Origin of the sequence: Pseudomonas sp. SID14000 (assembly GCF_002165135.1) — a bacterium.
GTDB lineage: Bacteria > Pseudomonadota > Gammaproteobacteria > Pseudomonadales > Pseudomonadaceae > Aquipseudomonas.
In genome coordinates, this window is sequence record NZ_NFZQ01000001.1 from 597,034 (window position 1) to 619,539 (window position 22,506).

Consider the following 22,506-nt stretch of genomic DNA (forward strand, 5'->3'; position numbering starts at 1 on the left):
TATTCAAAACTTGTACAAGCCCTGTGGGAGCGGGTTTACCTGCGAAGAGGCCGGCACAGGCAAATCACAATTAGCGATACGCCTCCACCGGCACACAAGCACAGAACAGATTCCTGTCCCCATACACGTTGTCGACCCGGTTCACCGCTGGCCAGTACTTGTGCTGGCGCACGTGAGCACTGGGCGCCACCGCCTGCTCCAGGCTGTAGGGCCTGTCCCACACCGCCAGCACATCGGCCAGGGTATGCGGCGCATGCTTGAGCGGGTTGTTCTCCGCTGGCCAGTTGCCCTCCTGCACTTCGCCAATTTCCGCCCGAATCGCCAGCATCGCCTCGACGAAGCGGTCCAGCTCGGCCTTCGACTCACTCTCGGTCGGTTCGACCATCAGCGTGCCCGGCACGGGGAACGACATGGTCGGCGCGTGGAAGCCATAATCCATCAGGCGCTTGGCCACATCCTCCTCGCTGATGCCGGTCAGCGCCTTCAGCGGCCGCAGGTCAAGGATGCACTCATGCGCCACCCGCTGGTTACGCCCGCGGTAGAGCACCGGGAACGCGCCACCCAGCTGGCTGGCCAGGTAATTGGCCGAGAGGATCGCCACCTCACTGGCATCGGCCAGCTGCGGGCCCATCATGGCTATGTACATCCAGCTGATCGGCAAGATACTCGCACTGCCCCAGGGCGCAGCACTGACCGCGCTGTTGCTCGGTTCCAGGCCGGGTACGGGCACCACCGGGTGGCTGGCGACGAACGGCTTGAGATGCGCGCGAATGCCGATCGGCCCCATGCCCGGGCCGCCACCACCGTGGGGGATGCAGAAGGTCTTGTGCAGGTTCATGTGTGAAACGTCGGCGCCGATATCTGCCGGACGCGCCAGCCCCACCTGGGCATTGAGGTTGGCGCCGTCCATGTAAACCTGGCCGCCGTGCTGGTGGACCACTTCGCAGATTTCGCGAATCCCCTCTTCGTAAACGCCATGGGTCGACGGATAGGTGATCATCAGGCACGACAAACGGTCCCCGGCCGCGTGAGCCTTGGCCTTGAAGTCAGCCAGGTCAACGTTGCCATCATCGTCGCAGTCGACAATCACCACCTCCATGCCGGCCATTTGCGCCGACGCCGGGTTGGTACCGTGGGCCGACGACGGGATCAGGCACAGCGTGCGTTGCGGCTGGTGGCGGCTGCGGTGGTAGCGGGTAATGGCCATCAGGCCGGCGTACTCGCCCTGGGCACCGGAGTTTGGCTGCATGCAGATGGCATCGAAGCCGGTAATTGCGCACAGCCAGCTTTCCAGTTCGTCGATCATCGCCTTGTAGCCGGTGGCCTGGGCCGCCGGGGCAAACGGGTGCAGTTGGGCAAAGCCAGGCCAGGTGATGGGGATCATCTCGCTGGTAGCGTTGAGCTTCATGGTGCACGAGCCCAGCGGGATCATCGACTGGTTCAGCGCCAGGTCTTTGTTCTCTAGCTGCTTGAGGTAACGCAGCATCTCGGTTTCGCTGTGGTGCAGGTTGAACACCGGGTGGGCGAGAAACGGCGTGCGCCGCACCAGGTTGGCGGGGATGCCTTCGGGCAAGGCCAACTGGTCGAGTGCGGCGATATTCAGCCCGTGGTCCACCCCAAGGAAGATGTCGAACAGGCGCAACACCGTATGCTCCGAGCAGGTCTCGTCCAGGCTCACGCCCAGGTGCCCGCGGCCGAGGATGCGCAAGTTGATCTGTGCTGCCTCGGCGCTTTCGATGATGGCCGCCTGAGTGCCACCGACGTCCAGGGTGAGCGTGTCGAAGAAATGCTGGTTGAGGCGCTTGATGCCCTTGGCTTCGAGGCCGGCGGCCAGGATGAAGGTCAGCCGGTGCACACGCTGGGCGATGCGCTGCAGGCCTTCCGGGCCGTGGTACACCGCGTAGAAGCCGGCAATGTTGGCCAGCAGCACCTGGGCCGTACAGATGTTGGAGTTGGCCTTCTCGCGGCGGATATGCTGCTCGCGGGTCTGCAGGGCCATGCGCAGTGCAGTATTGCCACGGGCATCGCGCGACACGCCAATGATGCGCCCCGGCATGGCCCGCTTATAGTCGTCACGACAGGCGAAATAGGCCGCGTGGGGGCCACCATAGCCCATCGGCACGCCGAAGCGCTGGGTTGAGCCCAGTACCACATCGGCGCCCAGTTCCCCGGGCGGTGCCAGCACCACCAGGCTGAGCAGGTCGGCGGCCACGCAGGCCATTGCATGCTGGTTATGCAAATGTTCGATCAACGGGCGCAGGTCGCGCACCTCGCCGTGGGTGTCCGGATACTGCAGCAAGGCACCGAAAACTGTGTGTTTGCCAAGGTTATCCACAGAGTCGACGATCAGCTCGAAGCCAAAGCCCTCGGCACGGGTCTTCAGAACCGAGAGGGTCTGTGGGTGGCAGTGTTCATCGGCGAAAAAGGCATTGCTCTTGTTGCGCGCCACCCGCTTGGCCAGGGCCATGGCTTCGGCGGCGGCAGTGGCTTCGTCGAGCAGCGAGGCGTTGGCCAAAGCCAGCCCGGTGAGGTCGATGACCATCTGCTGGAAGTTCAGCAGCGCCTCCAGCCGGCCTTGGGCAATCTCGGGCTGATAGGGCGTATAGGCGGTGTACCAGCCGGGGTTTTCCAGCACGTTGCGCAGGATCACCGTAGGGGTGATGGTGCCGTGGTAGCCCATGCCGATCAGGCTGGTCCAGACCTGATTCTGATCGGCATAACCGGCGAGCTTGGCCAAGGCGGCCTGTTCGTCCAGCGCCGGAGGCAGGTCGAGGGGGCGATTGAGGCGAATGTCTGGCGGTACGGTCTGCTCGATCAGCTCACTGCGGCTGGCAACACCCAGCGCGTTGAGCATGGCCTGCTGCTCCGTGGCATCGGGGCCAAGGTGGCGACGCAGGAAAGGGTTGAGCTCTTGCAGTTGATGCAGGGATGGCGACTGGGACATGACGACGCTCTCTTCCTGGAACAGCTCTCATGGAGACTTACAAGTCTAGGAAGGGATTGCCGATTCTGCGGGGAAAGTTGCTTGCAGGCCCGGCCTCTTCGCGGCTAAAGCCGCTCCCACAGGGACCGCACAGGTATCAGACGCTGTGCAGTACCTGTGGGAGCGGCTTTAGCCGCGAAGAAGGCAACGCAGTATTACTCGCCGATCGCGGCCTTGTAGCCCGCGGCATCCAGCAGCTTGTCCAGCTCGGCCGGGTTGCTTGGCTTCAGCTTGAAGATCCACGACTCGTAAGGTTCTTCGTTGAGCAGCTCGGGGCTGTCGGCCAGCTCTTCGTTGACCGCGATCACTTCGCCAGAGACAGGGGCATAGATGTCCGAAGCGGCCTTGACCGACTCAACCACACCCGCGGCGTCGCCTGCACCGAACACCTTGCCGACTTCGGCCAGTTCGACGAACACGACGTCCCCCAGGGCTTCCTGGGCGTGGTCGCTGATACCCACGGTCACAGTACCATCGGCTTCCAGCCGGGCCCACTCATGGCTTTCGGCAAAACGCAGGTCAGCGGGGATATTGCTCATCTCTTGAATTCCTCGATTGGCTCAGCGGTACGCCCGCCGGTTGATAATGGTTCAGATCAGGATCTTGCCGTGACGCACGAAGGTCGGTTTGACCACCCGCACCGGGTACCACTTGCCGCGGATTTCCACCTCGGCCCGGTCGCCGGTGGCCATGGGCACGCGTGCAAGGGCAATGGACTTGCTCAGCGTAGGCGAAAAACTACCACTGGTGATCTCCCCTTCGCCAATCCCGGCCACACGCACCACCTGATGGGCACGCAGCACGCCGCGCTCCTCCAGTACCAGGCCGACCAGTTTTTCCTGCACGCCATGTTCGATTTCCGCCAGCAGACCGGCGCGGCCGATGAAGTCACGCTCGGCCGGCTCCCAGGCAATGCTCCAGCCCAGGTTGGAGGTGAGCGGGGTGTGGGTTTCGTCGATGTCCTGGCCGTACAGGTTCATGCCGGCTTCCAGGCGCAAGGTGTCGCGGGCACCCAGGCCGCTGGGGGCAATGCCAGCACCGACCAGGTCGTTGAAGAAGGCCACGGCCTGTTCACCCGGGAGCATGATCTCCAGGCCGTCTTCACCGGTATAGCCAGTGCGGGCAATGAACCAGTCACCTTCGGCAACGCCTTCGAACGGGCGCAACTCGCGGATCAGCGCGGCGCGGGTGGGGCTTAGCAAGGCCGCAACCTTTGCTCGGGCATTCGGGCCCTGGATGGCAAGGATGGCCAGGTCGGGGCGGACCTTGAAGTCCACGGCAAAACCGTCACGCTGCAGTTGCAGCCAGTCGAGCACCTTGGTGCGGGTAGCGGCGTTGGTGACTAGGCGGTAGCCGTGTTCCGTACGATAGACGATCAGGTCGTCGATCACCCCGCCCTGCGCCTGCAGCAGCGGGCTGTACAGCGCCTTGCCGATTTCGTCGAGGCGGGCCACGTCGTTGGCCAGCAGACGCTGCAACCAGGCAGTGGCGTCGCTGCCATCGACATCGATCACGGTCATGTGGGAAACATCGAACACTCCGCAATCGCTGCGCACCTGATGGTGCTCCTCGACCTGCGAGCCATAGTGCAGGGGCATGTCCCAGCCACCGAAATCGACCGTCTTGGCGCCAAGCGCCAGGTGCAGGTCATACAAAAGCGTGCGCTGTCCCATGGGTTTCTCCTTCCGGGCGTGGCGAAGCGGCGGCGGTCGATGACGTTGGGTCGTCAGCTCTTGTTGTGCAGGACCCGCCGCGCGAATGCCGCGCATTGTAGCCGCAAGGGCGCGGGCTGGCACCCTCAGTGACTGTGACCGGGTCGACGTGCCGAACGGCGAATCAGGCCGATGACCGGCAGCAAGCCCACCAGCACCAGGGTCAGTGCCGGCAGCGATGCACGCGCCCACTCACCCTCGCTGGTCATCTCGAACACCCGCACCGCCAGGGTGTCCCAGCCGAACGGGCGCATCAGCAGGGTGGCCGGCATTTCCTTGAGCACGTCGACGAACACCAGCAAGGCGGCGCTGAGGACGCCAGGTACCAGCAAAGGCAGATACACCTTGAAAAACAATCCCACGCCACTGACGCCCAGGCTACGGGATACCTCGGGCAGAGACGGGCGGATACGCTCCAGGCTGCTCTCCAGCGGCCCGTAGGCCACCGCGATGAAGCGCACCAGGTAGGCCAGCAGCAAGGCGGCCAGGCTGCCCAGCAGCAGCGGCTTGCCGGCACCGCCCAGCCAGCCGGACAGCGGGATGACCAAGTGGTTGTCGAGATAACTGAAGGCCAGCATGATCGACACCGCCAGCACCGAGCCGGGCAAGGCATAGCCCAGGTTGGCCAGGCCGACCCCGGCGCGGACACCGCCCGTCGGTGCCTGGCGCCGGGCAAAGGCCAGCAGCAACGCCACGCATACCGTGACCAGTGCCGCCATGCCGCCCAGGTACAGGGTGTGCAGCACCAGGCCGACATAGCGCTCGTCCAGGTCATGCCGGCCGCGCTGCCAGAACCACGCCAGCAGTTGCAGCAGCGGGATGACGAAGGCGCAGGCGAACACCAGCAGGCACCAGCCACTGGCCAGCAGCGCCTTGACCCCGCGCAGGTGGTACAGCGCCTGCCCGCGCGGCCGCTCGTTGCCGCTACGGCTGGCCCCCCTGGCTCGGCGCTCGCCGTACAGCACCAGCATCACCGCCAGCAGCAACAGGCTGGCCAGCTGGGCCGCGCTGGACAGGCTGAAGAAGCCGTACCAGGTCTTGTAGATGGCCGTGGTGAAGGTGTCGAAGTTGAACACCGCCACCGCGCCAAAGTCGGCCAGGGTTTCCATCAGGGCCAGGGCAATACCGGCGCCGATCGCCGGCCGTGCCATTGGCAGGGCCACGCGCCAGAACGCTTGCAGCGGGGACAGCCCCAGCACCCGCGCCGCTTCCATCAGGCCCTTGCCCTGGGCCAGGAATGCGGTGCGCGCCAGCAAGTAGACATAGGGGTAGAACACCAGCACCAGGACGACGATCACCCCGCCGGTGGAGCGCACCCGCGGCAGGCGCATCGGCCCGAACACCTCGCGCAGGGCGCTTTGTACCGGGCCGGCGAAGTCCAGCAGGCCGACGAAGACGAACGCCAGCACATAGGCCGGAATGGCGAACGGTAGCATCAGCGCCCAGTCCAGCCAGCGCCGACCAGGGAACTCGCAGAGGCTGGTCAGCCAGGCCAGGCTGACACCCAGCACGGTGACGCCGATGCCCACCCCCACCACCAGCGTCAGGGTATTGCTTAGCAGGCGAGTCATCTGGGTGTCGAGCAGGTGCGACCAGATCTGCAGGTCGATCGACTGCCAGGACAACAGCAGGACGCTCAGGGGCAGGAGCACCAGGGCGGCGACCAGGGTGACCGGGAGGTACCAGCGGCGTTGGGGGGTGTGGGGCAAGGCTTGGTTCTCGGTTTCGATGGCGACCGCTGCGCGGTCGTTCGCGGGTAAACCCGCTCCCACAGGGACAGCACAGGATTCAAGCTACGTGCGGTGCCTGTGGGAGCGGGTTTACCCGCGAAGAGGCCCTGAAAGGCCCCGGAAGGATAAAGCCTGGCGCTTAGTTCCAGCCAGCCCGATCCATCAAGCGAATCGCTTCAGCCTGGCGCTTGCCAGCGATTTCCACTGGAATGCTGTCAGCCTTGAAGCTGCCCCACGCCGCTACTTCGTCCGATGGCTTGACCTTCGGGTTGGCCGGGAATTCCTGGTTGATGTCGGCGAACAGCTTCTGTGCTTCCTCGCCTGTCATCCATTCCACCAGCTTCTTCGCCGCCTCCGGGTGTGGCGCATGCTTGGTCAGGCCGATGCCCGACAGGTTCACGTGCACGCCACGATCACCCTGGTTGGGCCAGAAGATCTTCACCGGCAGTTTCGGGTTCTGGTTGTGCAGGCGGCCATAGTAGTAGGTGTTGACCACGCCCACATCGCACTGGCCGGCCTCGATGGCCTGGATCACCGCGTTGTCATCGGAGAACACATCGGTGGACAGGTTGTTGACCCAGCCTTTGACGATCTGCTCGGTCTTAGCCTCGCCGTGGGTCTCGATCAGGGTGGCGGTCAGTGACTGGTTGTACACCTTCTTCGCGGTGCGCAGGCACAGGCGGCCTTCCCACTGCTTGTCGGCCAGGGCTTCGTAGGTGCTCAACTCCTGCGGCCTGACCCGCTCGGTGGAGTAGATGATGGTACGGGCGCGCAGGCTCAGGCCGGTCCATTCGTGGGACGAGGCGCGGTACTGCGATGGTATGTTCTGGTCGATGATGTCGGACTTGATCGGCTGCAGGATGCCCATCTGCTCGGCCTGCCACAGGTTGCCGGCATCGACGGTCAGGAGCAGGTCGGCCACGCCGTTGTCGCCCTCGGCCTTGATGCGCTGCATCAGCGGGGCTTCCTTGTCGGTAATGAACTTGATCTTGACCCCGGTCTTGGCGGTATAGGCATCGAACACCGGCTTGATCAGCTCGTCGATGCGCGAGGAGTACACCACCACTTCATCCGCTGCCTGGGCGGTGCCGCCGAACAGGGTCAGGGCCAGGGCGGCCAGTAGGGGCTTGCGTGGCAACATGGAAAGCACTCCTCGGATCGTATGAGAGGTGCAAATGGTAGTGAATCCCATTTTCCGACTCATCTACATAGGCGTTACCGGATGTTGCAGAACTTGCGCCGCCTTTGTAGGAGCAGCCTTGTGCTGCGAAAGGGCCGGCAGCCCAATCTAAGATTGGCTGGCTTCACGGGCCTCTTCGCAGCACAAGGCTGCTCCTACAAGGGATTGGCAAGATCTTCAGGCTTTGGCCAGATCCGGCAGATCACCGCTCAAACCCAGCGCCTGCCGGACGAACAGCGCCTTGGCTTCCGGCATCTGCTCCACCAGCTTCAATCCGCTGTTACGCAGCCAGCGCAACGGCAGCGGATTGGCCTGGAACAACCGCTCGAACCCTTCCATCGCCGCCATCAGCGCCAGGTTGTGCGGCATTCGCCGCCGCTCGTAACGGCTCAGCACCTTCACATCCGCCAGCCGCTCACCACGCTCGCACGCATTGACCAGCACCTCGGCCAGTACCGCGGCATCGAGGAACCCCAGGTTCACGCCCTGCCCGGCCAGCGGGTGAATGGTGTGGGCGGCATCGCCGATCAACGCCAGGCCTTCATCCACATAGCGCTTGGCGTGGCGCTGGCGCAGCGGGACGCACACCCGCGGGTCGGCCTGCAGCACATCACCCAGGCGCCCCTCGAAAGCTCGCTCCAGAGCCTTGAGGAAGGCCGCTTCATCCAGCGCCATCAACTGCTCGGCATGCTCAGGGGTGGTCGACCACACGATCGAGCACCAGTCTTGCTGGCCATCGCGGGTCAACGGCAGGAACGCCAATGGCCCTTCATCGGTGAAGCGCTGCCAGGCCGTGGCCTGGTGCCCGGCGCTGCAACGCACGCTGGTGACGATGGCATGGTGCAGGTAATCCCACTCGCGGGTTTCGCAGCCGGCCAGGCGCCGCACCGCCGAGTTGGCACCGTCGGCCGCGATCACCAGCGGCGCACGCAACTGGCGGCCATCGGCCAAGGTCAGCAGCCACTCGTCGCCGGAGCGGCGCAGCTGTTCGAGCCGCGCGTTGGGCAGCAGGCCGATGTCGCTGTCATGCAGGCGCTCCAGCAGGCCGTCCTGTACCACCCGGTTCTCGACGATATGGCCCAGCGCCTGGGCATGCACACTGGCGGCCGAGAAGTGAATCTGCCCGGTGCCACTGCCATCCCACACATGCATGTCCGAGTACGGCGTCGCACGTCGCCGGGCAATGCCCTCCCAGGCGCCAAGGCGCTCAAGGATGCGCTGGCTGGCCGCCGACAGCGCGCTGACACGCGGCTCGAACGGGGCCTGCGCATCGAACGGCTTGACCGCCAGCGGGCCACCGTCGAGCAGGAGGATTTGCAAGCCACTATGGCGTAACGCCAGGGCCAGAGCGCTGCCGACCATACCGGCACCGACAATCAACAGATCTGCGCGCATTTCCATGCCTTACGCCTGCCTCGCTTGCGGCTTGAGCCGCACATATAGAGTTTTATCGACCCGCGCCACCAGCTCGCCGGCGCCGTCGCGGATATCGACCTGCAAACGCGGCAGGCACTTCTTGCCGGTGGCGGTCTGCTGGCGGATTTCGTCCAGCAGCGCGTCATCGACGTGGAGTTCGGCATACACCGGGCCTTTGCCCGGCGAAATGAAATCGATGCTGGCGGCCTTGTCCCAGACGATGTAGTCACGCCCAAGCTGCTCGATCAACAGCAGCATGTAGAACGGGTCGACCATTCCGTACAAGCTGCCACCGCACTGGGTACCGACGTAGTTGCGGTTCCAGCGGGTCAGCTTCATCGCCACCTTGACGCTGCGCAGGTCCGGGCTGATGTGCTGCACGCGGATACCAGCGCCAAGGTGCGGCGGGAACAGGTTCAGCCGCCAGCGCAACAGGCGCGCCCGACGCGCCAGCCTTCGCGCGTTGTCACTCATGCCTGACCTCGCGGATCGGGGCGTGTGCCCAGCCCCATGGCCTGGCGGGCGAACCAGCTTTTGGCCGGTGGCAGCAGGTCGAGCCCGAGCAGACCGAGATTGCGCCCGGCGGCCAGCAACGGCTGGCCACTGCCGAACAGGCGGGTGACCTGGTCGGAAAAACCGATGGTCATGGCCTGGTCCAGGCGTTGGCGCTGTTGGTAGGCCTGCAACGTCGTCAGGTCGCCCGGCTGCTGCGGGCCGGCCAGCAGCGCCTCGGCCAGTGCCTGCACGTCACGCAGCGACAGGTTGAAGCCCTGGCCGGCAATGGGGTGCAGGCTGTGCGCAGCGTTGCCCAGCACTACCAGATGCGGCCGCACCTGCTCCTGTGCCTCGATCAGCGAGAGTGGGTAGAGATGCCGCGCGCCGACCTGGCGCAAGGCGCCCAGGCGATAGCCGAAAACGCCCTGCAATTCGCGCAGGAAATTGCGCTCGTCGATGTCGGCCAGGCGCCGCGCGTCCATGCCCTGGCGGGTCCAGACCAGCGCGCAGCGGTTATCCGGCAGCGGTAGCAGGGCCATGGGGCCTTCTTCGGTGAAGCGCTCGAAGGCCTGGCCGCCATGGGCCTCGCCCGGGGTGATATTGGCGATCAGCGCGCTCTGCTGGTAAGGCGTGTGGCGCACGTGGATGCCCAGTTGTTCGCGCAGGCCGGAGCGGCCACCGTCGGCCAGTACCGCCAGGTCGCATTCCAACTGGGTGTCGTCGTTCAGCAGCAGGCGGTAGCCGCCTTCGATGGCCTGCATCGCAGCCACTTCCGCCGGGCAACGCCAGCTCACCACCTCGCTGTCCAGCCCTTGCCACAGGCATTGGCCCAGCCAGGCGTTTTCCACCACATAGCCAAGCGCCGGCACGCCCTCTTCCAGGGCATCCAGGCGGGTGGCACCGAAGCGGCCGCGGTCGGACACGTGAATCTGCCGAATAGGCTCGGCGCGATGGCCGATGGCCTGCCACAGGCCCAGATGCTGGTAAATCTGCTGGGTACCAAACGACAGTGCCGACGAGCGGGCATCGTAGCTGGGCTGAAAGCTGTCACCGGGGGCGAACGGCTCGATCAGCAGAATCTTCCAGCCTCGCGCTTTGGATCCGGCCTGCAGAGCCAGGGCCAGGCTTGCGCCCACCAGGCCGCCACCGATGATCGCCAGGTTTACCCGATTCATGCCGCGTCCTTGCGGGCAGCCTGCATCAGCGCCTCGATCTCGGCGACCGTGCGCGGCACACCCGAAGTCAGGATTTCACAGCCTTGCCTGGTCACTACCACGTCGTCCTCGATCCTTACACCAATTCCGCGCCATTTCTTCGCCACGGCCTGATTGTCGGCGCCAATGTAGATGCCCGGCTCGACGGTCAGCGCCATGCCGGGTTCAAGCACCCGCCACTCGCCGCCCACCTTGTACTCGCCCACATCGTGCACATCCATGCCCAACCAGTGCCCGGCACGATGCATGTAGAAGGCACGATAGGCCTCGCTGTCGATCAACGCCTGCACCTCTCCCGTCAGCAAGCCCAGCTCCACCAAGCCCTCGGTGATGACTCGCACGGTCGCCTCATGGGCGTGGTTCCAGTGCTTGCCGGGGGCGATTTCGGCAAACGCCGCAGCCTGGGCCCTGAGCACCAGCTCGTAGATGGCCTTTTGCTCGGGCGAAAACCGCCCGCTGACCGGGAAGGTACGGGTGATGTCACTGGCGTAACAGTCGATCTCGCAGCCGGCATCGATCAGTACCAGGTCGCCATCCTTGAGCGGGGCATCGTTCTGCTGATAGTGCAGGATGCAGCCATTGCGCCCGGCCGCGACGATCGAGCCATAGGCCGGCATCTTCGCTCCGCCCTTGCGGAACTCGTAGTCCAGCTCGGCTTCCAGGCTGTATTCGTGCAACCCGGCCCGGCAGGCCTGCATGGCCCGCACGTGGGCCCGCGCCGAGATGTCCGCGGCAGCGCGCATCACCTTCACTTCCGCCGCCGATTTATACAGGCGCATGTCGTGCAGCAGATGATCCAGCGCAACGAACTCGTTCGGCGGCTGGGCGCCCAGGCGGGCCTTGGAGCGGATGACGTTGATCCAGTCCATCAGCCGGCGGTCGAACTCGGGGTTGCTGCCCATGGCGCTGTACACCCGCTCACGGCCTTCGATCAGGCCCGGCAGGATCTCGTCGATGTCGGTGATGGGGAAGGCATCGTCGGCGCCAAAATCGCGCACCGCACCTTCCTGGCCGGCCCGCAGGCCGTCCCACAGCTCGCGCTCGGGGTTACGTTCACGGCAGAACAGCACGTATTCGCCATGCTCGCGCCCCGGGATCAACGCAATCACCGCCTCGGGCTCGGGGAAACCGCTGAGGTACTGGAAGTCGCTATCCTGGCGGTACACGTGCTCGACGTCGCGGTTGCGGATGGCAACCGCGGCAGCGGGCAGGATGGCGATGCTGTTGGGGACCATCTGCGCCATCAGCGCCTTGCGCCGACGGGCATACTCGGCCTTGGGAATGTGGCTCATGGGCAGACTACCCCGGTTTGTCAGTGCAGCGATGGCTTGGGCGCGGGGGCGGCAGGCTTGGCCAGCTCGGAGAACAGCAGCAGCGGCGCCACGCGCAGGTATTCCATGACTTCCATGTAGTCGCCCTCGCCATCCTCGGACTCTTCGAGGGCTTCCTGGACCTGGGAAATGGCCACCAGATCCTGCAGTACTTCCTTGGCCTCGTCGGACAGGTCCTTGCCACCGGCATTCAGGCCGAAACCGGTAATGAAGCCCTGGCACCACTGGCCCAGCGCGGTAGCGCGGTCGCTCAGGGCGGCGTCGTCGGAAGGCAGCAGCAGGACGATCGCCATGTCGTCGCTGGTCAGCTCGCCCTTGACCATTTCCTGCAGGCCGACCAGGGCGTTGCGCACGGTGTCAACGGGTTCGGTTTCCAGCAACTGGGCGGCATCGGCCAGCCAGCCGTCGGCGTCGAAACCGGCACCGGCGCAGCTGCGGCCGATCAGCAGGCCGTGCAGTTCGGCCGGAGTAACAGGATGACCATTGCTGGACAGCAGCATGGCGAAGGCGATGTAGGGCGATTGGGTATTGGGCATGGGCAGCTAGGCGCCAGACGGCGCAATGACTAGAATGGAGACCTTGTATCCTAGCACCGGCAGGCGCGCCAAGACCATCGGCACTGGCCGTCGCCGCCCAGAGAGAGGCATCATCGCCAGGTGACTCAACGACGGAGCGAATCGAGTGCAACCCACGCAAGAGAACGACCTGCAGGCACTGATGAGCCGATTCGAGTTGCTGATCGAACGTGTCGAGCAACTAAAACGGCAAAATGCACTCTTAGTAGCTCAGGAAAAATCCTGGCGCGAAGAGCGCGCCCACCTCATCGAAAAGAACGAAATCGCCAAGCGCAAGGTCGAGTCGATGATTTTACGCCTCAAGGCTCTGGAGCAAGACTCATGAGTTCAAGCAATAGCGTCACCGTGCAGATCCTCGACAAGGAGTATTCGATCATCTGCCCGCCGGAAGAGCGCAACAACCTGGTCAGCGCCGCGCGCTACCTGGACGGCAAGATGCGCGAGATCCGCAGCAGCGGCAAGGTGATCGGCGCCGATCGGATCGCGGTCATGGCCGCGTTGAACATCACCCACGAAATGCTGCACCGCCAGGAAGACCGCAACGCGGCCCCGGCAGGCGGCACCACACGCGAACAGGTGCGCGATCTGCTGGAACGGGTCGACCAGGCACTGTCCGACGACGCGGATACCAAAATCGGCTGAGATTGGTATACTGGCGCCACTCCCTGGGGGATGCGCCAGTCGGTTATGTCCCTGAGCCGATACGCACAACCACGGGGGTTGCACGCTGGGGCCGGTGTGCATGTCCGCCCGACGGAAAGCCTTAACGCCCCCTGCAATCTCCACCTTGAACTTTCGGGTTCAAGGGCTACACCGATAGCGGTCTTATCGGGGAGCCTGAATTCTCTTGCCCGCCCCTTCGGCGGGCATTTAGTTTTGGCCGACCTGAGCGTTGGCCAGCACACCTGGGATAGCCCGTGCCATGACCGACACCGCGCCGCTCACCCGCCCCCAGCTCCGTCGCCTGCTCCGCAATGCCCGTCGCGCCCTCACCCCAGCCCAGCAACGCCAGGCCGCCCTTGGCCTGTATCGCCAGCTGGCGCAGCACCCGTTGTTCCGCCGCGCCCGACACATTGCCCTGTACCTGCCCAACGACGGCGAAATCGACCCTTACCTGCTGCTGCGCGAAGCCCAGCGCCGTGGCAAGCGCACCTACCTGCCGGTGCTGCACGCCTGGCCGCGCACACGCATGGTGTTCCAGCGCTTCGAGCACGGCGAGAAGCTCAAGCCCAATCGCTTTCGCATTCCCGAGCCGGTCACCGAGCGCAAGCGCCAGCGCCCGATCTGGTCGCTGGACCTGATCCTGCTACCGCTGGTCGGTTTCGATGAAGTGGGCGGACGCCTGGGAATGGGCGGTGGTTTCTATGATCGCAGCCTGGCCTACCAGGCGCGTCGCCAGACCTGGAAAAAACCATTGCTGTTAGGGCTGGCGCATGAATGCCAGAAGGTCGAGCGGCTGGCTCAGGCCAGTTGGGATGTACCGCTGCAGGGGACGGTCTCGGACCGTGGCTGGTACCTGGCGCCGCGTTGAACGGCGCCGGCGGGGGCATCAACGTTGCGGCTGGCTGGGGTCGACCGGCATCTGATAGGCGTTATCCAGCTTGCGCTCCCAGAACCCTTGCGCATAACCGGTAGTGACCACACCCAGGCCGAAAATGAACACCAGGACCCACAGCAGATCCGGCTTGTTACGTTGATTCATCGAAGATTGCCCCCCAGGCAAACTGTTCAGGCTCGGCGACTTTCTGGGTATCGCCGGAGCATCGCGCTTTAAACGGGGCGCATTTTCCGACAACCTGCGTCTGCACGCAAACCTTGACGCCAACCGGCTGTCGGTTTCGTGCAACAGGTTATTTCAAACCTTTTCAGGAGCAGCATCCATGGCCTACTGGCTGATGAAATCCGAGCCCGACGAGCTCTCCATCGAAGCCCTCGGCCGCCTCGGCGAAGCGCGCTGGGACGGCGTGCGCAACTACCAGGCGCGCAATTTCCTGCGGGCCATGAGCGTTGGCGACGAGTTCTTCTTCTACCATTCCAGCTGCCCGCAGCCGGGCATCGCTGGCATTGCCAGGATCACTCGCGCTGCCTACCCCGACCCGACCGCGCTGGACCCGCAAAGCCACTACTACGATGCCAAGGCCACGGCCGACAAGAACCCGTGGAGCGCGGTGGATGTAGCCCATGTGCAAACCCTGCCACGGGTGCTGGAGCTGGCCTGGCTGAAACAGCAGGCAGGCCTGGCCGAACTGCCGCTGGTGCAGAAAGGCAGCCGCCTGTCTGTGATGCCGGTGACGCCAGAGCAATGGGCAGTGATTGTCGCTTTGCGTTGAAACTGCGGCTAAGGTCAGATCTTGCTGACCAGCGCGGTCCCCTGTAGGAGCGGCCTTGTGTCGCGATGGGGCGCGCAGCGGCCCCAGGATATCAGCGTCACCTCATGAATTGCCGGGGCTGCTTTGCAGCCCTTTCGCGACACAAGGCCGCTCCTACAGGGACTGTGGGGACCTTTGATTGATATCAACACGCTGCTCATGGCCGCGGGCCATGATGCAATGTGCATGACCGCAAGGATGCAGAACGATGAACCGATACGCCCCCAGGATCTTCGCCACCGCGCTGATCGCCCTACTCGCAACAGCCGGTGGGCTGGGGTACTGGAAGTCGCTCCACGACCAGTTGCCCGAAGGCCTGAGCATGGGCAACGGCCGCCTGGAAGCCACCGAAGTGCAGATCGCCAGCAAGATCCCCGGCCGCCTGGCCGAGGTGCTGGTCGACGAAGGTGACAAGGTAAGCCGCGGCCAACTGCTGGCGCGTATCGACACCCGCACCATGGAAGCCCAGCGCAACCAGGCCGAAGCCGAAGTGCTGCGCGCCAGGGAAAACTACGCCGCCGCCCAGGCCAGCGTACAACTGCGCCAGAGCGAACTGCTGCTGGCCAGCCAGGAACTCAAGCGCGTGCGCGAGATCTTCCAGCGCAAATACGCCAGCCAGCAATTGCTCGACCAACAGCAGGCGCGCTTCGACACGGCCAACGCCGCCTTGGTCGCCGCCCGCGCCCAACTGGCGGCGATCAAGGCCGCCATCGGCGCCGCCGAAGCCCAGGTGGCGCAGCTTACCAGCGAAATCGACGACAGCAGCCTGCGTGCGCCGATCGACGGCATCATCCAGCTACGCCTGGCCGAGCCCGGTGAAGTGCTGGGTGCCGGTGGCCGCGTACTGATGCTGATCGACCCCAGCGACCAGTACATGAACCTCTACCTGCCGGCCTCAACCAGCGGCCGCCTGACTATCGGCGACCAGGCACGGATCGTGCTCGACGCCCTGCCCGAGCGGGCGCTGCCGGCGAAGGTGGCCTTTGTCGCGGCCAAGGCCCAGTTCACCCCCAAGCAGGTGGAAACCCGCGACGAACGGCAGAAGCTGGTGTTTCGGGTCAAGCTGCGCCTGAGCGACCCGGGCGCCGTGCCGCAGGCCAAGCCGGGCATGCCAGGCGCCGGCTATGTACGCACGGCTGAGGTGGACTGGCCGGCCAACCTGCAATGAGCACCCCGGCACTGCTGGCCGAGGGCCTCAGCCATCGCTATGGCGACCTGGTGGCCCTGCACCCCCTCGAGTTCAGCCTGCCGGCGGGCACCCGCTGCGGGCTGATCGGCCCAGACGGGGCTGGCAAATCGACCCTGCTGGGGCTGATCGCCGGCGTCAAGCGCCTGCAACAGGGCGAACTGCTGGTGCTGGGCGGCTCGATCCGCAAGCGGCGTCATCGCGCGGCGCTTTACCCGAAAGTGGCTTTCATGCCACAGGGGCTGGGCAACAACCTGTATCCGGAACTGTCGATCAGCGAAAACATCCGCTTTTTCGCTACCCTGTTCGGTCTCGGCCACCGCGAGTGCGAACAGCGCATGGCCAACCTGCTGCAGGCCACCGACCTGCAGCGCTTTGCCGAGCGCCCGGCGGGCAAGCTGTCAGGCGGCATGAAGCAGAAGCTGGGTCTGTGCTGCGCACTGATCCACGAGCCGGACCTGCTGATCCTCGACGAGCCGACCACCGGCGTCGACCCGCTGTCACGGCGGCGCTTCTGGGAGCTGGTCGAACAGGTGCGCGCGCAGCGCCCACAACTGACCCTGCTGGTGGCCACCGCCTACATGGAGGAAGCCGAACAGTTCGAGCATTGCCTGATGCTCGATGGCGGCCGCCTGCTGGCCGCAGGCCCCAGCCATGAACTGGCCGCAGTCACCCCCAGCGGCAAGCTGGACGACGCCTTCACCCACTATCAGGGTGCGGGCAAGGCGCAACACCCGCCACTCATCATCCCGCCACGCCCGGCCACTGACAGCCCGGTCGCCATCGAGGCCCACGACCTCACCCTGCGCTTTGGCGATTTCACTGCAGTGAACAAGGTCAGTTTCGCCATTGGCCGCGGGGAGATCTTCGGCTTCCTCGGCTCCAACGGCTGCGGCAAGACCACCACCATGAAAGTGCTCACCGGCCTGATGCCGGCCAGCGAGGGCAGCGCCAGCCTGCTCGGCTGCCCGGTGGATGCCAGCGACCTGGCCACGCGCAAGCGGGTCGGTTTCATGTCGCAGAGTTTTTCGCTGTATGGCGAGCTCAGCACCCGGCAGAACCTGACCCTGCATGCCCGCCTGTTCGACCTGCCCAAGGCCGAGAGCGCCCAGCGCATCGACGAGTTGATCGAACGCTTCGACCTGAGCGCCATCGCCGACCAGCCGTCAGGCGCCCTGCCCCTGGGCCTGCGCCAGCGCCTGTCACTGGCGGTCGCGGTGCTGCACCGCCCGGAAGTGCTGATCCTCGACGAACCCACCTCCGGCGTCGACCCGGCCGCTCGCGACGATTTCTGGCGCCTGCTGGTGGAGCTGTCACGCGAGCAGGGTGTAACCATTTTCCTGTCCACCCACTTCATGAACGAAGCCCAACGTTGCGACCGCATCTCGCTGATGCATGCCGGCCGGGTGCTAGCCTGCGACACGCCGGATGCCCTGCAGCGCCAGTACCAGGGCAACACCCTGGAAGACGCGTTCGTGCGCTGCCTGGAACAAGCCCAGGAACTGGCGCCACAAGCCAGCGACAACTCCGTGCTGGAACAGGCCGCCACGCCTGTGCCAGCACGGCCCCGAGGCTTCAGCCTGCGTCGCCTGCTGGCGGTGGCCAGCCGTGAGGGCAAGGAGCTGTTGCGCGACAAGGTACGCCTGGCTTTCGCCCTGCTGGGCGCGATGTTCATGATGGTGATCTTCGGCTATGGCATTTCCCTGGATGTGGAAAACCTCGCCTTCGCCGTATACGACCAGGACCAGAGCCCGCAAAGCCGAGCCTATCTCGAAGCCTTCCGTGGTTCGCGCTATTTCGCCGAGCAGGCTCCCATCCGCGACACACGCGAAATGCACCAGCGCCTGCAGCGCTCGGAAATCAAACTGGCGTTGGAAATTCCGCCCGGCTTTGGCCGCGACCTTTATGCGGGACGCCAACCGGTGGTGGCCGCCTGGCTCGACGGCGGCATGCCGTTCCGCGCGGAAACCAGCCGCAACTACGTGGAAGCCGTGCACCAGGCCAACCTCGAGCAACTGGCCAAGGCCAGCCCACAACCGCAGCCGCGCCAGGACCTGGTACGCCTGGAAACCCGTTTTCGCTACAACCAGGATGTGGTCAGCGTGAACGCCATCGGCCCCGGGGTGATGGCGCTGATCCTGGCCTTCATCCCGGCCATGCTCACCGCGCTGGGCATTGTCCGCGAGAAAGAGCTCGGTTCCATCACCAACTTCTACGCCACGCCCCTCACCCGCCTGGAGTTCCTGCTCGGCAAGCAGATGCCCTACCTGGCCGTGAGCCTGGTCAACCTGGCGCTGCTGGTGGCGATGAACCGCTGGCTGTTTGCCGTGCCACTCAAGGGTAGTGTGCTGGCCCTGGCTTGTGGCGGCGTCGCCTACCTGCTGGCAACTACCAGCCTGGGCCTGCTGATCTCGGCCTTCACCCGTACCCAGATCGCCGCCATCCTGGGCACCATGATCATCACCAGCCTGCCGACCATCCAGTTTTCCGGGCTGATCGTGCCACGCTCGTCGCTTGACGGCGCGGCAGCGGTGATGGGCCAGCTATTCCCGGCGGGCTACTTCCTCGACATCGCGGTCGGCACTTTCACCAAGGCGCTGGGCCTGCGCGAACTGTGGTCGCAGTGCCTGATCCTGCTGAGCTTCTTTGCCGTGTTCACCGGCCTGAGCCTGGCCATGCTGAAGAAGCAGGAGGCCTGAGATGTCGCACCTGAACCACACCCTGCGCCTGGGCCTGAAAGAGCTGACCAGCCTGCGCCATGACAGCGTGCTGCTGTTGTTCCTGCTGTACGCCTTCAGCGTGGCCATCTACATGCCGGCAGCCGGCTCGGTGATCGGCGTGCACAACGCCAGCGTCGCGGTGGTGGACGAAGATCACAGCCTGGTTTCGCGCAAACTCGGCGAAGCCTTGCAACCGCCCGAGTTCCAGCCTGCCGTGCCGCTGGCACCGCAACGCCTGGACCAGGCCATGGATAGCGGCCAGTACACTTTCGTGATCAACGTGCCGGTGAATTTCCAGAGCGATCTGCTGGCCGGGCGCTCGCCGGAACTGCAGATCAATGTCGACGCCACGGCCATGAGCCAGGCCTTCATGGGTGCCGGCTACATCGGCCGCATCTTCGAGCGCGAGCTGCTCGACTACAGCCAGCGGAGCAACACGCAAAGCCCGGTGGCGATCAGTGCAAAGGCCCTGTTCAACCCCAACCTGGAGGGTGGCTGGTTCCTGGCGGTGATCCAGATCGTCAACAACATCACTATCCTGGCGATCATCCTCACCGGCACCGCGCTGCTGCGCGAGCGCGAGCACGGCACCCTCGACCACCTGCTGGTGCTGCCATTGACCGCGCTGGAAATCATGCTGGCGAAAATCGCCAGCAACGCGCTGGTGGTGGTGATCTGCACCTGGATTTCGCTGGTGGTGGTGGTCAAGGGCGCGCTGGGCGTGCCGCTGTCCGGTTCGATGGGGTTGTTCCTGGCCGTGACCGCGCTGTACCTGTTCGCCAGTACCGCGCTGGGCATTTTCCTAGCCACCCTGGCGCGCTCGACGCCGCAGTTCGGCCTGCTGGCGATCCCGGTGATCATTCCGATGCTGTTGCTGTCCGGCGGCAGCACGCCGCTGGACAGCATGCCGCAGTGGCTGCAGTGGGTGATGCAGGGGTCGCCGTCGACACACTTCGTCAGCCTTGGCGCCGCAATCCTGTTCCGTGATGCCGGGTGGACGGTGGTGTGGCCAGACATCCTGGCGCTGGCCGTGATCGGCCTGGTGTTCTTCAGCGTGGCGCTGGCGCGGTTTCGCCGAAGCCTGGCGTCCTGAGCCATTACAAGCTCATTCCGCTGCGAAACTGGAAATATAGCAAAAAGACAAAGGGCGCCTTTCGGCGCCCTACTCACAGACAGGTGGGCTTGTCATCGCCATATACCTGCCCGGCTCTGTAATTGCTGGTTGAACCAGGATCCGCAGAGTCTTACAAGCCCCTTACGGGAACGGGCTGATTATCACGCATCCAGCGCAACACTGACAACAGACTGCACTGTTGCTGGATGTGTGAAGCCCAGCGTAAAGCCAACAGCAGCCCTCACGGCGGCGAAATGCTCTGGCCGCATTGTAAAGGTCATGTATTCCCGAGCACCACCCTGCCGCGACCTGACCCGGCACCTGTCCAATCTGGAGGTAGCCACCGTGTAGATCATGTCGCACTTGGCCCAGCACCTCAGGGCCGGGCCAGGCAGATAACTTGGCAGCACAACGTGATGCCTTGCCATGTGATCCGGTGCGGTGGTGCTTAACGGGATTATCGTCACTAACTGGTGATTTTGACTGTGCTTGCGAAGAACGACGACGGGGCGCACCTTGATCATTTCAGGCACTTGAAAGCCTGAAAAGTCGCACATCAGTACAGTCGCCTCTTTCGGCTGGTACTTCAAAGGCATTGCCAACACTCTCGAGCAACTGAAGACAAGGCACAATTTAGCTTGGCCATGCCCCCAGAGACCGAAAACTGGCGGGCTTACAGGAAAGACAGATAGATCCTACAACCGGGGTAAGCCTGACTTCAATCCGGCTTAGCAGCGATAGACCTCACACTGTTTCAGTGTCACTGCACGATCAGGTTGTTGAACAGCAGGTCTTCGACGATCGGCTTGCCCTCTTCGGCTTCCATCACCTGCTGCACCTGCTTCAGCGCCTCTTGGCGAAGATGCTCCTTGGCCTCGACGTTGCTCATGCTGTCCACCGACTGCTGGGTGAACAGCGCCACCAGCTGGTTGCGGATCAGCGGCTCGTGGTGCTTCACCGCCTTCGCGGCTTCGTCGCCAGTCACGCGCAGGGCCACGTCGGCCTTGTACACGCGCAGCCGCGGGCTGCCGTCGAGGGCATAGTTGCCGACAAAGGGCGGGCTCAGGCTGATGTAGGCGACTTTCGGCGCCCCTTCCTTGGCTTCCTCGGCCATGGCCGCAGCCGGCAGCAGCAGCGCCAGCACCATCAAGATCCACGCTTTCACGAATTCGCTCCTCATTACAATTGGCGCCAGCTTACCCAGCATGCCGCTCAAACCCAAGCCCGGGCTTGTGCCGCCACTTATGCCTGCACATCAGGGCAGGCCATGCTCGTTGACCGGGCAGGCGGCCCTCCTACACTTATCGGCCACGACCCGCAAAGGAATAGCCCCGATGAAAGCTGTGTTGTGCAAAACCCTGGGCCCGGCGCAAAACCTGGTGCTGGAAGAGGTGGCCAGCCCGGTGCCAAAGAAAAACGAGATCCTGCTGGATGTCCATGCCGCCGGGGTCAACTTCCCCGATACCCTGATCATCGAAGGCAAGTACCAGTTCCAGCCACCATTGCCATTCTCCCCCGGCGGCGAGGCAGCGGGTGTGGTGGCCGCGGTCGGAGAAAAGGCCGGCGCGTTCAAGGTCGGCGACCGGGTCATGGCGCTGACCGGTTGGGGTGCGTTTGCCGAGCAGGTGGCGGTGCCGTTCTACAATGTGTTGCCGATCCCGGCGAGCATGGACTTCACCACCGCTGCGGCGTTCGGCATGACTTACGGCACCTCCATGCACGCCCTGCGCCAGCGTGGCCAGTTGCAGGTGGGCGAGACCCTGTTGGTGCTGGGCGCGTCCGGCGGGGTCGGCCTGGCGGCGGTGGAGATCGGCAAGGCCATGGGCGCGCGGGTAATCGCGGCCGCCAGCAGTGCGAAAAAACTGGCCGTGGCCAAGGCGGCCGGGGCGGACGAACTGATCGACTACAGCCAGGCCAGCCTGCGTGACGAGATCAAACGCCTGACCGGTGGCCAGGGGGTGGACGTGGTCTACGACCCGGTGGGCGGCGAGCTGTTCGAGCAGGCGGTACGCGGGCTGGCCTGGAATGGCCGGTTGCTGGTGGTGGGCTTTGCCAGCGGGACCATCCCGCAGCTGGCAGCCAACCTGGTGTTGCTCAAGGGCGCGGCGGTGCTCGGGGTATTCTGGGGGGCGTTTGCCCAGCGTCAGCCGGAGGACAATGCGGCCAACTTCCGGCAGCTGTTTGCCTGGCATGCCGAAGGCAAGTTGAAGCCGCTGGTGTCGCAGACTTATCCACTGGCTGAGGCAGGGGCTGCCATTGAAAAGTTGGGGCAGCGTCAGGCTGTGGGTAAGTTGGTCGTGCTGGCCAGGTAAGACAGTTCCGGCCTTTTCGCGGGTGAACCCGCTCCCACAGGGTGGACTGCCCCCGAAAAGTTGGACAGTTTTAGCCAGTAGCCTGAGTCCTGTAGCTGACAGGGCTCAGGCCATTGAGTTTCAGCCTGATGCGGTCATGGTTGTAGTAATGGATGTACTCCTCCAGGCC

At 64.5% G+C, this 22,506-nt stretch carries 22 protein-coding genes and 1 other RNA gene; 9 read left to right on the top strand and 14 right to left on the bottom strand.

Features of this window, described 5'->3' with window-relative positions:
* Positions 1–70: 70 nt before the first annotated feature.
* The 10 genes from gcvP to CAY82_RS02745 all read right to left on the bottom strand — a co-directional run bounded on the left by gcvP (position 71) and on the right by CAY82_RS02745 (position 12,597).
* A complete protein-coding gene (gcvP, locus tag CAY82_RS02700) occupies positions 71–2,944 on the bottom strand; it encodes an aminomethyl-transferring glycine dehydrogenase (protein WP_087499822.1) in 2,874 nt (957 codons plus the stop codon).
* Positions 2,945–3,138: 194 nt separating this feature from the next.
* A complete protein-coding gene (gene gcvH / locus CAY82_RS02705) occupies positions 3,139–3,522 on the bottom strand; it encodes a glycine cleavage system protein GcvH (RefSeq protein WP_087499823.1) in 384 nt (127 codons plus the stop codon).
* Between the two features lie 51 nt (positions 3,523–3,573).
* The gene (gene gcvT / locus CAY82_RS02710) at positions 3,574–4,656 is read right to left on the bottom strand and encodes a glycine cleavage system aminomethyltransferase GcvT (RefSeq protein WP_087499824.1); all 1,083 of its coding nucleotides are present in this window, start codon (positions 4,654–4,656) and stop codon (positions 3,574–3,576) included.
* A gap of 125 nt (positions 4,657–4,781) precedes the next feature.
* On the bottom strand, positions 4,782–6,404 hold the full coding sequence (locus CAY82_RS02715) for an iron ABC transporter permease (protein ID WP_087499853.1): 1,623 nt from the start codon (positions 6,402–6,404) through the stop codon (positions 4,782–4,784).
* A gap of 160 nt (positions 6,405–6,564) precedes the next feature.
* The gene (locus CAY82_RS02720) at positions 6,565–7,566 is read right to left on the bottom strand and encodes an extracellular solute-binding protein (RefSeq protein ID WP_087499825.1); all 1,002 of its coding nucleotides are present in this window, start codon (positions 7,564–7,566) and stop codon (positions 6,565–6,567) included.
* A gap of 216 nt (positions 7,567–7,782) precedes the next feature.
* A complete protein-coding gene (locus CAY82_RS02725; RefSeq protein WP_170931014.1) occupies positions 7,783–9,000 on the bottom strand; it encodes a 2-octaprenyl-3-methyl-6-methoxy-1,4-benzoquinol hydroxylase in 1,218 nt (405 codons plus the stop codon).
* 9 nt (positions 9,001–9,009) lie between these two features.
* Positions 9,010–9,495 carry a DUF4442 domain-containing protein gene (locus CAY82_RS02730; protein ID WP_087499827.1) on the bottom strand — a complete coding sequence of 162 codons (486 nt, stop codon included), beginning with the start codon at positions 9,493–9,495 and terminating at the stop codon, positions 9,010–9,012.
* The gene (ubiH, locus tag CAY82_RS02735) at positions 9,492–10,691 is read right to left on the bottom strand and encodes a 2-octaprenyl-6-methoxyphenyl hydroxylase (RefSeq protein WP_087499828.1); all 1,200 of its coding nucleotides are present in this window, start codon (positions 10,689–10,691) and stop codon (positions 9,492–9,494) included. The genes CAY82_RS02730 and ubiH overlap by 4 nt, the downstream gene beginning before the upstream one ends.
* Positions 10,688–12,022, bottom strand: coding sequence for a Xaa-Pro aminopeptidase (gene pepP, locus CAY82_RS02740; protein WP_087499829.1), 1,335 nt, complete (start codon positions 12,020–12,022; stop codon positions 10,688–10,690). The genes ubiH and pepP overlap by 4 nt, the downstream gene beginning before the upstream one ends.
* Before the next feature lie 20 nt (positions 12,023–12,042).
* Entirely contained in the window at positions 12,043–12,597 is a 555-nt protein-coding gene (locus CAY82_RS02745) for a YecA family protein (protein ID WP_087499830.1), read from the bottom strand.
* Between the two features lie 181 nt (positions 12,598–12,778).
* Here CAY82_RS02745 and CAY82_RS02750 point away from each other — a divergent pair, with 181 nt between their 5' ends.
* From CAY82_RS02750 to CAY82_RS02765, 4 genes are all read left to right on the top strand, one after another.
* On the top strand, positions 12,779–12,961 hold the full coding sequence (locus CAY82_RS02750) for a TIGR02449 family protein (RefSeq protein WP_029886233.1): 183 nt from the start codon (positions 12,779–12,781) through the stop codon (positions 12,959–12,961).
* Positions 12,958–13,278 carry a cell division protein ZapA gene (locus CAY82_RS02755; RefSeq protein ID WP_087499831.1) on the top strand — a complete coding sequence of 107 codons (321 nt, stop codon included), beginning with the start codon at positions 12,958–12,960 and terminating at the stop codon, positions 13,276–13,278. The genes CAY82_RS02750 and CAY82_RS02755 overlap by 4 nt, the downstream gene beginning before the upstream one ends.
* A 17-nt stretch (positions 13,279–13,295) precedes the next feature.
* Positions 13,296–13,475, top strand: a non-coding RNA gene (gene ssrS / locus CAY82_RS02760) — 6S RNA.
* Between the two features lie 83 nt (positions 13,476–13,558).
* Positions 13,559–14,167 (top strand): 5-formyltetrahydrofolate cyclo-ligase, encoded by a 609-nt coding sequence (locus CAY82_RS02765; RefSeq protein ID WP_087499832.1) that lies wholly within the window; start codon positions 13,559–13,561, stop codon positions 14,165–14,167.
* A gap of 18 nt (positions 14,168–14,185) precedes the next feature.
* On the opposite strand, the gene CAY82_RS26580 is transcribed toward CAY82_RS02765, so the two are convergent.
* The gene (locus CAY82_RS26580) at positions 14,186–14,338 is read right to left on the bottom strand and encodes a hypothetical protein (RefSeq protein WP_170931007.1); all 153 of its coding nucleotides are present in this window, start codon (positions 14,336–14,338) and stop codon (positions 14,186–14,188) included.
* A 178-nt stretch (positions 14,339–14,516) separates the two neighbouring features.
* On the opposite strand from CAY82_RS26580, the gene CAY82_RS02770 reads away from it, so the two are divergent.
* The 4 genes from CAY82_RS02770 (at position 14,517) to CAY82_RS02785 (ending at position 20,004) form a co-directional block, all read left to right on the top strand.
* Positions 14,517–14,966, top strand: coding sequence for an EVE domain-containing protein (locus CAY82_RS02770; RefSeq protein ID WP_046613632.1), 450 nt, complete (start codon positions 14,517–14,519; stop codon positions 14,964–14,966).
* A 247-nt stretch (positions 14,967–15,213) separates the two neighbouring features.
* Positions 15,214–16,173 carry an HlyD family secretion protein gene (locus CAY82_RS02775; RefSeq protein WP_087499833.1) on the top strand — a complete coding sequence of 320 codons (960 nt, stop codon included), beginning with the start codon at positions 15,214–15,216 and terminating at the stop codon, positions 16,171–16,173.
* On the top strand, positions 16,170–18,890 hold the full coding sequence (gene rbbA, locus CAY82_RS02780; protein WP_087499834.1) for a ribosome-associated ATPase/putative transporter RbbA: 2,721 nt from the start codon (positions 16,170–16,172) through the stop codon (positions 18,888–18,890). The genes CAY82_RS02775 and rbbA overlap by 4 nt, the downstream gene beginning before the upstream one ends.
* 1 nt (position 18,891) lies before the next feature.
* Positions 18,892–20,004: an ABC transporter permease gene (locus CAY82_RS02785; RefSeq protein ID WP_087499835.1), complete on the top strand. Its 1,113-nt coding sequence runs from the start codon at positions 18,892–18,894 to the stop codon at positions 20,002–20,004.
* A 182-nt stretch (positions 20,005–20,186) separates the two neighbouring features.
* Here CAY82_RS02785 and CAY82_RS02790 read toward each other — a convergent pair whose 3' ends face one another.
* On the bottom strand, positions 20,187–20,621 hold the full coding sequence (locus CAY82_RS02790; RefSeq protein WP_256576209.1) for a type II toxin-antitoxin system PemK/MazF family toxin: 435 nt from the start codon (positions 20,619–20,621) through the stop codon (positions 20,187–20,189).
* 164 nt (positions 20,622–20,785) lie between these two features.
* Positions 20,786–21,190: a flagellar basal body-associated protein FliL gene (locus tag CAY82_RS02795; protein WP_025341058.1), complete on the bottom strand. Its 405-nt coding sequence runs from the start codon at positions 21,188–21,190 to the stop codon at positions 20,786–20,788.
* 169 nt (positions 21,191–21,359) lie between these two features.
* Here CAY82_RS02795 and CAY82_RS02800 point away from each other — a divergent pair, with 169 nt between their 5' ends.
* Positions 21,360–22,337 (top strand): NADPH:quinone oxidoreductase family protein, encoded by a 978-nt coding sequence (locus CAY82_RS02800; protein ID WP_087499837.1) that lies wholly within the window; start codon positions 21,360–21,362, stop codon positions 22,335–22,337.
* Positions 22,338–22,407: 70 nt separating this feature from the next.
* Here CAY82_RS02800 and CAY82_RS02805 read toward each other — a convergent pair.
* Positions 22,408–22,506: IS3 family transposase (locus CAY82_RS02805; protein ID WP_140399069.1), on the bottom strand; the 99-nt coding region annotated here is incomplete at its 5' end.